The sequence below is a fragment of the Virgibacillus necropolis genome (assembly GCF_044793635.1).
GTDB classification, from domain to species: Bacteria; Bacillota; Bacilli; order Bacillales; family Amphibacillaceae; genus Virgibacillus_F; species Virgibacillus_F necropolis_A.
The window spans coordinates 2,214,574-2,226,653 of the sequence record NZ_CP084992.1; the positions used below are offsets into that span (position 1 = coordinate 2,214,574).

Sequence of the window (12,080 nt, forward strand, 5' to 3'; positions counted from 1 at the left end):
CGTGCTGTTCCCGCAGGAGTCACCGCCCTCCACTCACCTGGACTGGTAAAGCTATTTATGTAAGAATTCTTTGTCATTTTTTTAACTAATGAATGCTGTTATGGGCAAATATTATACCAGCAGCCCGTATACATGTAGACTCCTGCGGGAGGACAGGCATTGGTGAGACTACGCAGTGCGTTAGCACAAGGAGGCTCACCAGCCGCCCGCGGAAAGCGAAGTGTATACGGGCTGCGGCTGCTTAAGTAACTTGTTTCCATTATCAGTAAAACAGATCTAACATAGACAGAAGTTACGTCGCATTTTATATCTATTCTCTTAAAAACCAACAATCTTTGGGAATAGACCTTTATTAAAAGAGGATTTCTTTTGATTAACACGAATATATAAAGGTAATAACAAAATTGAATATTAAAGGGGGGATACTGTGTTATCTTTGTTTCGTTACAATTGGGAGGTAAGAAATGATTGGTTTGAATGGTGTGAGCAACTATCAGAGGACGAGTTACTACGCAAACGTACGGGTGGTGTAGAAGGTATTCTCCATACTCTTTTTCACATAGTAGATGTTGAATATAGTTGGATAGCTGTCCTGCAGGGAAAACCCGAATTTTATGATCCGTTTGATGATTATCAGACTCTAGATCAGGTGAAAAGCTTATCGGAAAGCTTCCATATTGAGGTTAACAACTTTTTGGAAAAATGGTCGGATGAGATGGAGGGCACTACCTTGACTGAAACACTGGAGGATGGACGAATTCTAACTTTCACACATGGCGATATTTTGCGACACACGATTGCCCACGAAATTCATCACATCGGTCAACTTTCTGTGTGGTCCAGGGAACTTAATTTGCAGCCTATATCAGCGAATTTACTTAATTTTGGTAGATAAATCTGGTTAAAAATAGTAGGAATACTTCAGTCTATTAACCAGTTTTGTCTTCCTTTACTCGCTTTTCCAATTTAGTTCTATACTTGTCCTCCTTTTCATATAGTTATAATGATAAGGAGGACGATTGTTATGAATTACTATGAAAAGGATACCCAACCACATGTGACTCAGCAGGATCACTCGCTTAAGATTAACAACCGAAAAAGTGTTGAAATTAGCGGTGTGAAAGAGGTAGATAGTTTTGATAATGAGGAATTTTTGCTGGAGACGGTAATGGGATTTTTAATTGTGCGTGGCCAAAACCTTCAGCTGAAAAATTTGGATGTTAGCGAAGGTCTGGTTTCGATTAAGGGCAAAATATATGAGCTTTCCTATGTAGATGAACACCAACAGGAGAAAGCTAAGGGATTCTTTAGCAAGCTGTTTAGATGATCCTATCCGTTCAGTTTATGACGATGCTCGCCATGGTTTTAGGAGGGTTCTATTTGGGTATGATACTGGATACATTCCGGCGAGCATCCCCACATTGGAAAAACTCAGTATTTCTCTCTTATCTTATGGAGACCATTTTTTGGTTTTCTCAAACGTTATTATTATTCTATATCTTATATCGTGTAAACTCCGGTGAATTACGATTTTATGTATTTGTGGCTTGCCTATTAGGATTCGCAACTTATCAAGCGTTGGCTGCTACAGCGTATAAAAAATTGCTTGAACATATGATTCAGTTGGCCTTGTCAGTGTACCGTTTTTTTGCAAAAGCGATTCGTGTATTAATTGTTACACCTATTGTTTTTGTTTTTTCATTGCTATTCTCAGCAATCTCTTATACACTTCAAGTACTTTTTATTGTATTATTAACGATAGCTAAAATAATTTTTGCTCCTTTTAAATGGATATTCATGTTAATTTATGGGTTACTTCCAGAAGTAATAAAAAATTATTTACACAAAATAGCAGGATTTTATAGTACAATGGAGAATATATCTAAGAAATGGTTGAAGTATATCAGGTTTAAGAGGAGGTAGTGGGCTGTGACCGCCAAGGAAAAAACGGTAACAAGATTAAGTTCGGATTATATGCAGCAATATGATGCTCATAAGGGCAGACAGAAACGGAAAAAACAACGTCTAATTCGCCGTCTTGTGTTATTTTCTATCGTAGCAATTATTGCGATCGGTAGTATGGCTACATTTCACGTTAAACAACGTGTACTTCAAGCTGAAAAGCAAGAACAGTATGAACAAATGCAGGAAAAGATGGCAAAACTTGAGAGTAAAGAAGCGAATCTTAATGAGGAAATACAGCTTTTACAAAACGAGGAATATGTATTGGAGATAGCGCGGACAAACTATTTCTTCTCTAAAGAAGGCGAATTAATTTTCAAATTGCCCGATGAGGAGCCATCTTATTGACACACTTTCATTACTTTAGCTATAATATAATAGTAGTATATTATTTAAACTTTTAAGGAGGAGCATTTTTTTTATGTCAATCGAAGTAGGCAGCAAGCTGCAAGGTAAGGTAACGGGTATCACTAATTTTGGTGCATTTGTAGAACTTGGAGAAGGGAAAACAGGTCTTGTCCATATTAGTGAGGTTGCCGATAACTATGTTAAAGACATTAATGAACACTTAACTGTCGGTGACGAAGTTTTGGTGAAAGTTATTAATGTTGAAAAAGATGGTAAAATTGGTCTTTCCATTAAAAAGGCTAAAGATAAGCCGGTTCGCCCAAGAAACAATCGTGACCGTGGCGAAACATTTGAGTCAAAGATGAATAAGTTTCTAAAGGATTCGGAAGACCGTTTAGCCTCTTTGAAGAAGCAAACGGAAACCAAACGCGGAGGCCGAGGTGCTAAGCGAGGATAAAGATTGCTGTCTATAAAGATGCTCTATCAAAATAGATGACGACAGGTACCGCTTTTTAAAGTGGTACCTGTTTTTTGTGTGTAAGGAAAGTATAAAATGTGGCATTGAATATTTTGGTCACTATGCAGGGACACGTCCAGCTCCAGCGCCCAGCGACTATTGGATTTCCTTTACCTCCTTACGATAACAGTTCGACATAGTCGAACGTCCTTAACCGCTTACGCTTACCGTGTTTCCTTTATCTCAAAAGAAAGAAGGAAGTTCAATTAAAACCGCCACTTTGCGTGGCAACATCGAACTACCCACGTTGCGTGGGCACAATCCATACGTCGCTAAACGGGCGCTTGCGCTTTTGTTCTGTACAAGAGAAAGTTCGCAATCCAAACGAGGGTTAATATATAGTTGAACTCCTTGCGTGTAGCCATTAATCTACACAAAAAAAGGATTGAATCCAATTTGGACTCAATCCTTTTTTCAATTATATATAGCGGCGGAGGGGATCGAACCCACGACCTCACGGGTATGAACCGTACGCTCTCGCCAGCTGAGCTACGCCGCCAAATTTAGCCACAAAAATTATAATACAACACAAAGTGAGTAGTGTCAATGCTTTCTCTTGTTTTCAGATTATATAAAAAGCGAGCTCCACTAAAGAGCTCGCAAATCTACCAACACTACACTTTTCTTAAGGTGTATATGTTTCTTCTTCTTCAGGTTTGGTGCGTTTTATGAAGAATGACAAGATAAAGCCTACCACAGCAAACCATGTCGCAACCATAAAGGCGTCATTTATTCCTTCAATTGTTGCTAAAGATTTAATTTGAGCAAATTCCTGATCGTTTGGCATCCCCGATTTTGGTAAGAATTCTTTTACGTGATCTGCCGTTTGATTGCTCATAACCGTGATAAGGAATGCAGTCCCAATCGCGCCTGAAACTTGCCTTAATGTGTTCGACATCGCAGTCCCATGCGAATATAGCTTTTGTGGTAATTGGTTTAAACCCGCTGTCATGATTGGCATCATGATCATGGATATTCCAATCATTCGTCCACTATAAACAACCATCATATACGTATAGCTAGTTGTATCTGACAATTCGGTAAAGAAAAATGTTGTTATTGTAATGATTGCCAAACCGACAAGTGCTAGCGGACGGGCGCCAATTTTATCGAACATTTTCCCGGTTATTGGTGACATAACTCCTGATATAATTGCGCCAGGTAATAACAATAGGCCTGATTCAAGCGGCGAAAAGTCACGAACGTTCTGTAAATAGATTGGGATGAGCAGCATGGCAGAGAACATTGCCATTGTAACAACCACGTTAATAACAGTTGTCAGCGAAAACATACTATACTTGAAAACACGAAATTCTAACATAGGCGTTTTTATGCGCATTTGTCTAACTACAAATATGACCATTGCTACAACGCCAATGCCTAATGTGGTTAGAACAATGGAGTCTGTCCATCCATTTTCACCTGCACTACTAAATCCATATAATAAACCACCGAATGCAAATGTTGAAAGGATTATAGAAGGAATGTCAACTTTTGGATTAGATAATTTAGTAACATTTCTTAAGATGAAATATGCAATAATTACATCAATAATGGCGATCGGTAATACAATGAAAAAAAGGACGCGCCATGAGTAGTTCTGTACAATCCATCCTGATAAAGGTGGGCCGATAGCTGGTGCAGACATCATTGCAAGACCAATTAGTCCCATGGCTCCACCACGTTTTTCAATTGGGAAAAGACTAAGAATAACGACTGATAGTAGTGGCATCATAATCCCTGCGCCAGCAGCTTGGATAACCCGCCCAACGATGAGCATAGAAAAACCTGGTGCTGTTCCACAAAAGAGGGTACCAAGTGCAAATAAAGACATTGCTGTTAAAAGTAATTTACGTGTTGAGAATTTTTCCATTAAAAATGCTGTAATAGGAATAAGTATTCCGTTGACAAGCATATATACGGTTGTTAACCATTGTGCTGTATTAGCGTCTATATTTAAATCCACCATCATAACAGGTAATGCAACGTTCATTAACGTTTGATTTAAAATAGCGACAAATGCACCTAGAACCATTACAAAAATAATGGGGCCTTTCGCTACTTTTCCTGCCTCGATAAAGGCGCTTCTATCTTTCAACTTCATCATCTCCGGTGATTTTGATTTTTTCTTTGATAGTTTCATGAAGGTCTTTTAATTTTTCAAGATCCGCATCATCGACTTCATTTAATCTTGATAATCGGTTATAAAATAGTGCGTGTCCCTCTTTCTCTTTGGACGCTCCAAGCTTGGTTAATGTTAGAACAATTGAACGTCGGTCTTTCTCGGAGCGCTCCCTTATTATATATTCTGCCTTTACTAAACGATCCACCGTGCTACTAACCGTACTTTTACCAACGCTCATTTTATTTGTTAATTCTTGTAAGCTTATATTTGGATTATCTGATAATATTTTTAATATTTGCAGCTGAACAATTGTTACACCCAGCTCATTCGCATGTTGCCACATTTGTTTATAAAAAAAACGATTCACTTCACGAAATGACTGGATAACCTCATGAATTTTTTCTTCCGATTCCATACTATTTCCTCCTGTACATAAAAATAGTTCTTGTGCGAACAATTCGCATAAGAACTATTATATGAAAATCGATAGGGCAATGCAAGAGTTTTTCTAAAGAATTACAAAATCTGTAACTATATCGAATTTTGAAGGTAAAACAAGATGTATAACGATTGACCGGAAACATCCACTTTTTGGAGTGTTTCCCACATACTATTTACTTAAATTAGTAAAACTGTGTAGTTATGAATGTGAGGATTGCGTTTATTCTTGTAGAAAAGTGATTGATTAATAAAGAAGTTAGTCGAACGATTTTATGAATATAGTCTGTTGTTTTGACAAAATAAAAATCTATCCTATGATTTAATTACTCCAAGAGGGAGTGGATTTGTATGATGGATTCAATACCAGGAGTGGAATCTAAGACGTTCGGGGCAGGACAAGGTGTCATGAGTAAGTGGCGGAAAAAGATATACTCAAAAACACAATCTATTTTACTGGAAAAAGGTTGGCTATTTTTTATTGTCGGCTTTTTGTTAGGACGAGCTGTTATTTTATCTGTCGTATCACCATTTTCTGTAGCATTTTTAGCTGCCATTTGGCTTGTACATAAAGAAAAAGCGGCTAAAGTTATGCTAGCAGTTTTTGCGGGAGCATTAAGTTACTCGGTTGATCAAGGTATATTTATATTACTTGCAATGCTTGTCTTCGTTTTTCTTGCTGGTTTGTTTAAGCATATAAAAAATCAACAAGGAGCGATATTGTTATTTGTTTTTCTAGCAACCATTGCACCACGTTTAATGCTATATTCTATCGCTGATAAACTCACGTCCTACGAATGGATGCTTTTATTTGTTGAAGGTGTACTGGGTACGGTCCTATTATTGATATTTATGCAAAGCATTCCATTATTATCACCAAAAAAATATAAACCCACTTTAAAAAATGAAGAAATTGTTTGTATGATTATTTTGCTATCGTCCATATTAACGGGAACAATTGGCTGGGAGCTATATGGGGCATCAATGGAACAAATATTTTCTCGTTACTTTGTTTTGATGTTTGCATTTATTGGGGGGGCCGCAGTTGGATCGACCGTCGGGGTTGTAGCCGGTCTCATACTTTCGCTTGCGAATGTTGCGAATCTTTATCAGATGAGTCTTCTTGCTTTTTCCGGGCTGCTTGGCGGATTGTTAAAAGAAGGGAAAAAGTTGGGTGTTGGCATCGGTTTACTGGTCGGAACCTTTTTAGTAGGCATTTATGGGGATGCCGCAAATTTGGTTCCATCTATTATGGAGTCATCTGCAGCTATTTTATTATTTTTCCTTACTCCAGCAAGCTGGTTTAAGAGACTTTCCAGGTACATTCCGGGAACAGAGGAGTATACAAATGAGCAAGAACAGTACTTACAAAAGGTGCGAAATGTAACAGCTAAAAGAGTTGAGCAATTTTCCGATGTTTTTGAAGCGCTATCAAAGAGCTTCCAAACTGTTGAGTATAGCCCATCGGTACAAGATGCTGACGATAAGCAGGAAACGGATTACTTTCTGAGTCAGGTGACGGAAAAGACGTGCCAGGGGTGCTTTATGAAAAATCGATGCTGGCAACAACAATTCGATAAATCCTATTCTTTAATGGAGGGATTGAAAAATGATCTAGTTGAAAACCGAGAACCGACTCCTAGGGATGTTAGAGCCTTTGAAAACCATTGTGTGAAGTCAAAAAAAGTGATGGATGTGATGAAAGAGGAAGTAACCATTTTTGAGGCAAATCAACGATTGCAGAAGCAAGTTTCGGAAAGTAAACGTTTTGTGGCAGAACAGCTACAAGGTGTGTCGGAGGTGATGGATGATTTTGCAAAGGAAATATTAAAGGAACGTCATCACCATGAACAACAAGAAATGCAGATTGTTCAAGGGCTGGACCATATGGGCATTGAGGTGGAAAAATTAGATATTTTTAGCTTGGATAAAGGGAATATAGACATAGAAATGATGGTGAATTTGTACGAGTATCGTGGGGAGGGTGCAAAATTAATTGCTCCAATGCTGTCAGACATTCTGAATGAAGTTGTCATCGTAAAACAGGAAGAAATTTCACCATTTCCAAATGGTAGCTGCTTCATCGTATTTGGCTCTGCAAAAGAGTATGAGGTAGAGACTGGGGTATCTCATGCGGCCAAGGGCGGTGGTGTCATTTCTGGAGATAGTTTTACAACGATTGAACTTGGGACAGGCAAGTATGCGATGGCTATTAGTGATGGAATGGGTAATGGCGAACGTGCACATGAAGAAAGTGTTGAAACATTACGCTTACTGCAACAAATTTTACAAACAGGGATCCCTGAGAAAGTAGCAATAAAATCGATTAATTCGATCCTTGCCTTACGTTCAACCGATGAAATGTTTGCCACATTGGATCTTGCCGTTATTAATTTACACAATGCAGCAGTACGCTTTTTGAAAATAGGTTCGACACCTAGTTTTATTAGGCGGGGCGACCAAATGATAAAGATAGAGGCTAGTAATCTACCTATGGGAATCATTCAGGAATTCGATGTCGACATTGTAAAAGAACAATTATTGGCTGATGATCTACTCATCATGATGAGTGATGGTATTTTTGATGGACCGAAACACGTTGAAAATGTAGACGTTTGGTTAAAGCGAAAGATACGTGAAATGAAAACAGAAGATCCACAGGAAGTGGCAGACTTATTATTAGAAGAAGTAATTCGAACTAGATCAGGAGAAATTAATGATGACATGACAGTTATGGTTGCAAAAATTAATAAGAACTCGCCGCAATGGGCTGCTATCCCAGCGGGGCATAAACATGCACAGTGACGTATCTGAAGATAGTATGAGGGAGTAAATGAATGCGCTACCACCTCCGTATATTTTCTTGTTATTTTGGCGATGATGGTTAGGAACGAGTTGGAGGTGGAATGTATGAAAAAAGGTACGTTAAAACAAATTTTGTTAATCACAGACGGTTGCTCTAATAAAGGAGAGGATCCCGCCGCTACGGCTGCACTTGCGCACCAGCAGGGAATTACAGTAAATGTAATTGGTATTTTGGAAGATGACCAAACAGAACAGCCTGAGGGACTAGAAGAAGTAGAAGAGGTTGCGCTTTCTGGTGGAGGCGTAAGCCAGATTGTTTATAAGAAATCCTTATCACAAACAGTCCAAATGGTGACAAAGCAAGCGATGACTCAAACCTTACAAGGTTTCGTTAATCAGGAATTGCAACAGATTCTTGGGCCAAATCAAACAATGGATGAGCTGGAACCTGAGAAACGTGGAGAGATTATGGAAGTAGTCGAAGAGTTAGGAGAAACGTGTGATCTGGAAGTTCTTGTTTTAGTAGATACGAGTGCTAGTATGCATGATAAGATACCTACCGTAAAAGAAGCACTGATTGATTTATCCATTAGCTTAAATGCGCGAATAGGCCGAAATCGATATAGTGTCTTTACCTTCCCTGATAGGCGTAAAGATATCAAACAGATATTGGATTGGTCACCGAAGCTTGACTCCATATCTGCTATTTTCCCAAAACTGACAAGTGGAGGAATTACGCCGACAGGACCAGCACTACGCGAGGCAATGTACCAATTTGGTAAAAAAAGCTTGTTAAGGAGCTTTAACGATGAAGATGAGCCACCAATCGAAGAAGCATGGTATTGAACTTAAACCTGGAACATCTATAGTAGGGAAATGGCATAATAAACGCTATGCCATTATTAAAAAGTTAGGTAATGGTGCTATTGGCAGTGTCTATCTTTGTGAGGTAGGCGGGAAGCGTGTAGCACTAAAAATCAGCGATAAAAGTATGTCCATGACCATGGAGGTCAATGTGTTAAAGTCCCTACAAAAGGTCCAAGGTAAAACTCTTGGGCCTTATTTAGTTGATGTTGATGATTGGGTAACACCACATGGTCACGTTTTATCATTTTATGTTATGGAATATTTACGCGGGCAATCGTTATCCACTTTCATTAAACAAAACGGTAATACGTGGGTTGGTGTATTTATGTTACAGCTACTTGATGATTTAGCTGAGCTCCATAAAGCAGGGTGGGTATTTGGAGACTTGAAAGAGGATAACCTTCTAATTCTTCATTCTCCGCCAAAAATTCGTTGGATTGATGTAGGGGGAACAACGCAAATTGGCCGAGCAATAAAAGAATATACAGAGTTTTACGATCGTGGATATTGGGGAATGGGTTCTAGAAGGGCTGAACCAAGCTATGATCTATTTGCACTAGTAATGGTTTTTGTCAAATTATATTATCCAAATCAGTTTGAAAGAGGCAGCAACCCCGAAACAGCAATCCTGTCTAGGATAAAGAACGTTGCACCGTTAAGACCCTATTTACCTTGTCTCGCAAAAGCTATTCAAGGAAAATATCAATCTAGTGCAGAAATGAAGCGGGATGTAGAACAGATATTGAATAGTCCAAAACCAACTTCAAAACCAGTTCTCTCGCGGAAACGACGCAAACAGAAAGCATCTATTTTGGTCGAGTCAACAGGTATATCGTTAATTGCACTATTCTATTATATCGTTTCTTTAATCTTGCCTTAAACGAAACGGTGTTCTTTAATAATAAGCATAAGGTATGGTAGGATATAGAAGTTCCACTAATTTTCTAATATGAAGGATGAAAGAAAAATGAAAGATAGTGTGCTAACATTTATGAAACAGAATGGATTAATCGAACCTAATTCAACGCTATTAATTGGTGTTTCAGGTGGTCCAGATTCGATGGCACTTCTTTATTTTTTTCATTCAATAAGAGTGGAGTGGAATTTAACGCTTGTTGCTCTCACAGTAGATCATCAGCTGCGCGGAGAGGAATCGATAGAGGATCTTCGCTTTGTGGAAAGAATATGTAAGGAATGGAATATTGAATTTTGTGGAACTTCTTTGGACGTTCCTTCGTATAAAGAGAGTAAGCATGTTGGAACCCAAGTAGCTGCTAGAGAAATTCGGTATCAATTCTATTTTGATAAAATGCAGGAATATAATGCCGATTATTTAGCACTTGGTCATCACGGTGATGATCAGGTTGAAACCATGCTAATGGGCTTTGTACGTTCCTCTAACAGTAGAGCAATATCTGGTATGCCAGTAAAACGACGATTTAATAGTGGGATGATCATTCGGCCATTTTTAGGTGTAACTAAAAATGATATCAAGAATTACTGTCAAGAATACGATATTCAATCAAGACTTGATCCATCTAACCTAGAAACTGATTATACAAGAAATTATTTTCGTCAATATGTTGTCCCATTACTAAAAGGTCAAAATAGTAATATACATACTACAGTGCAACAATTAAGTAAGTCCATGCAATCGGATGAAGGTTACTTAACTGGAGAGGCAGAAAAGCTTGTGGAACAGGTGGTAACACTAAGTGAAAATGAAAATTGTGCTACATTTGACATAGATTTGTTCCAAGGGTACCACACTGCTTTACAAAGGCGAGCCTATCATCTAGTATTAAATTATCTATATGATGAATTGCCTAAAAATTTATCGTATATGCATGAGGAACAGTTTTTTGCATTATTAAATAGTCAAACGGCCAATAGTAGATTGGACTTTCCTTTCGATTTAAAGGTGGTTAAATCCTATCGCAAGCTGGTAATTTGCTTCGAAAATAAATTGCCTCAATCTTTTCCTTTTCATAAAGTCATAAACATACCTGGTCAAGTTTCATTACCGAATGGATCAGCTATTCACGCTGATTTTATAACGGATTCACATAACCCAAGTAAGGATTATTATTTATGTGTCAGGAACCAAGTTGCTTTGCCATTACATATTAGAACGCGAAAGCCAGGGGACAGAATGACGTGGAAAGGACTAAAGGGTAGTAAGAAGATTAAGGATATTTTTATCGATGAAAAAATTCCAGCAGGATTACGTGATACATGGCCGATAGTGACAGACGACAACGGTGAAATCTTATGGCTTGTAGGTTTGAAAAAAGGTGAGCCAAGTAACCAATCAAAAGACACCTCATTTATTCAACTATATTTAGAAAAAGCTACTGTGTAGGAGGAACAAACATGCATAACGATATTCAGCAGATATTAGTTACAAAAGAAGAAATTGCAACAAAGTGTGAAGAGATCGGCAAGCATTTAACTGAAGAGTACGATGGGAAGTTCCCGTTGGCAATTGGGGTTTTAAAAGGTGCAATGCCATTTATGTCAGATGTACTACGTTATACAGACACTCACCTGGAAATGGATTTTATGGATGTTTCCAGTTACGGTGGGAAAACCCGTTCATCTGGGGAAGTGAAAATTGTAAAAGATTTGGATACAAAGGTAGAAGGCAGGGACTTACTAATTATTGAAGACATCATTGATAGTGGTCTTACGCTCAGTTATTTGGTGGATTTGTTTAAATATCGTAAAGCAAAATCAATACGTATTGTTACTTTATTAGATAAACCTTCAGGTAGAACAGCAAATATTAAAGCAGATATTATTGGCTTTAACGTACCAAATGAATTTGTAGTCGGTTATGGATTGGATTACGAAGAAAAATACCGAAACCTACCGTATATTGGCGTTTTAAAACCAAAGATTTACGGTGGCGAATAAGGTCTAGAGGAACTTACATTATTTTTCACAAAATGATCGGTATTACTTCGCACAACATGATGTAGAATAGTAATAGTATAAAATCTTGGCTAGTCGTCAGGA

At 38.1% G+C, this 12,080-nt stretch carries 12 protein-coding genes and 1 tRNA gene; 10 read left to right on the top strand and 3 right to left on the bottom strand.

The window, feature by feature from the left end:
* The first annotated feature begins 427 nt into the window (after positions 1 to 427).
* The 5 genes from LG329_RS10625 to LG329_RS10645 all read left to right on the top strand — a co-directional run bounded on the left by LG329_RS10625 (position 428) and on the right by LG329_RS10645 (position 2,767).
* Positions 428 to 895, top strand: coding sequence for a DinB family protein (locus LG329_RS10625; RefSeq protein ID WP_404450814.1), 468 nt, complete (start codon positions 428 to 430; stop codon positions 893 to 895).
* A gap of 129 nt (positions 896 to 1,024) precedes the next feature.
* The gene (gene yabP / locus LG329_RS10630; protein WP_404450815.1) at positions 1,025 to 1,327 is read left to right on the top strand and encodes a sporulation protein YabP; all 303 of its coding nucleotides are present in this window, start codon (positions 1,025 to 1,027) and stop codon (positions 1,325 to 1,327) included.
* 59 nt (positions 1,328 to 1,386) lie between these two features.
* Positions 1,387 to 1,923, top strand: a complete 537-nt coding sequence (yabQ, locus tag LG329_RS10635; RefSeq protein WP_404456533.1) for a spore cortex biosynthesis protein YabQ — start codon at positions 1,387 to 1,389, stop codon at positions 1,921 to 1,923.
* A gap of 6 nt (positions 1,924 to 1,929) precedes the next feature.
* A complete protein-coding gene (locus LG329_RS10640) occupies positions 1,930 to 2,310 on the top strand; it encodes a septum formation initiator family protein (protein ID WP_404450816.1) in 381 nt (126 codons plus the stop codon).
* Between the two features lie 73 nt (positions 2,311 to 2,383).
* Positions 2,384 to 2,767, top strand: a complete 384-nt coding sequence (locus LG329_RS10645; protein ID WP_404450817.1) for a S1 domain-containing RNA-binding protein — start codon at positions 2,384 to 2,386, stop codon at positions 2,765 to 2,767.
* Between the two features lie 485 nt (positions 2,768 to 3,252).
* Here LG329_RS10645 and LG329_RS10650 read toward each other — a convergent pair.
* From LG329_RS10650 to LG329_RS10660, 3 genes are all read right to left on the bottom strand, one after another.
* Positions 3,253 to 3,326: transfer RNA gene (locus tag LG329_RS10650), tRNA-Met, on the bottom strand.
* 126 nt (positions 3,327 to 3,452) lie between these two features.
* Positions 3,453 to 4,925, bottom strand: coding sequence for a DHA2 family efflux MFS transporter permease subunit (locus LG329_RS10655; protein WP_404450818.1), 1,473 nt, complete (start codon positions 4,923 to 4,925; stop codon positions 3,453 to 3,455).
* Positions 4,915 to 5,367, bottom strand: a complete 453-nt coding sequence (locus tag LG329_RS10660) for a MarR family winged helix-turn-helix transcriptional regulator (protein ID WP_404450819.1) — start codon at positions 5,365 to 5,367, stop codon at positions 4,915 to 4,917. The genes LG329_RS10655 and LG329_RS10660 overlap by 11 nt, the downstream gene beginning before the upstream one ends.
* Before the next feature lie 374 nt (positions 5,368 to 5,741).
* Here LG329_RS10660 and spoIIE point away from each other — a divergent pair, with 374 nt between their 5' ends.
* The 5 genes from spoIIE to hpt all read left to right on the top strand — a co-directional run bounded on the left by spoIIE (position 5,742) and on the right by hpt (position 11,978).
* On the top strand, positions 5,742 to 8,195 hold the full coding sequence (spoIIE, locus tag LG329_RS10665) for a stage II sporulation protein E (RefSeq protein WP_404450821.1): 2,454 nt from the start codon (positions 5,742 to 5,744) through the stop codon (positions 8,193 to 8,195).
* Between the two features lie 105 nt (positions 8,196 to 8,300).
* Complete coding sequence (locus tag LG329_RS10670; RefSeq protein ID WP_404450822.1) at positions 8,301 to 9,041, top strand: hypothetical protein; 741 nt, start codon at positions 8,301 to 8,303, stop codon at positions 9,039 to 9,041.
* Positions 9,004 to 9,942 (top strand): serine/threonine protein kinase, encoded by a 939-nt coding sequence (locus LG329_RS10675; protein WP_404450823.1) that lies wholly within the window; start codon positions 9,004 to 9,006, stop codon positions 9,940 to 9,942. The genes LG329_RS10670 and LG329_RS10675 overlap by 38 nt, the downstream gene beginning before the upstream one ends.
* Before the next feature lie 87 nt (positions 9,943 to 10,029).
* Positions 10,030 to 11,424: a tRNA lysidine(34) synthetase TilS gene (gene tilS, locus LG329_RS10680; protein WP_404450825.1), complete on the top strand. Its 1,395-nt coding sequence runs from the start codon at positions 10,030 to 10,032 to the stop codon at positions 11,422 to 11,424.
* Positions 11,425 to 11,435: 11 nt separating this feature from the next.
* Positions 11,436 to 11,978 carry a hypoxanthine phosphoribosyltransferase gene (gene hpt, locus LG329_RS10685; RefSeq protein WP_404450826.1) on the top strand — a complete coding sequence of 181 codons (543 nt, stop codon included), beginning with the start codon at positions 11,436 to 11,438 and terminating at the stop codon, positions 11,976 to 11,978.
* Positions 11,979 to 12,080 lie beyond the last annotated feature (102 nt).

Coding starts and splice junctions, on each gene's coding strand:
- LG329_RS10675 (WP_404450823.1), top strand. CDS start 9,004: ATGAAGATGAGCCACCAATCGAAGAAGCATGGTATTGAACTTAAACCT.
- LG329_RS10660 (WP_404450819.1), bottom strand. CDS start 5,367: ATGGAATCGGAAGAAAAAATTCATGAGGTTATCCAGTCATTTCGTGAA.
- hpt (WP_404450826.1), top strand. CDS start 11,436: ATGCATAACGATATTCAGCAGATATTAGTTACAAAAGAAGAAATTGCA.
- spoIIE (WP_404450821.1), top strand. CDS start 5,742: ATGATGGATTCAATACCAGGAGTGGAATCTAAGACGTTCGGGGCAGGA.
- LG329_RS10670 (WP_404450822.1), top strand. CDS start 8,301: ATGAAAAAAGGTACGTTAAAACAAATTTTGTTAATCACAGACGGTTGC.
- LG329_RS10645 (WP_404450817.1), top strand. CDS start 2,384: ATGTCAATCGAAGTAGGCAGCAAGCTGCAAGGTAAGGTAACGGGTATC.
- yabQ (WP_404456533.1), top strand. CDS start 1,387: ATGATACTGGATACATTCCGGCGAGCATCCCCACATTGGAAAAACTCA.
- yabP (WP_404450815.1), top strand. CDS start 1,025: ATGAATTACTATGAAAAGGATACCCAACCACATGTGACTCAGCAGGAT.
- tilS (WP_404450825.1), top strand. CDS start 10,030: ATGAAAGATAGTGTGCTAACATTTATGAAACAGAATGGATTAATCGAA.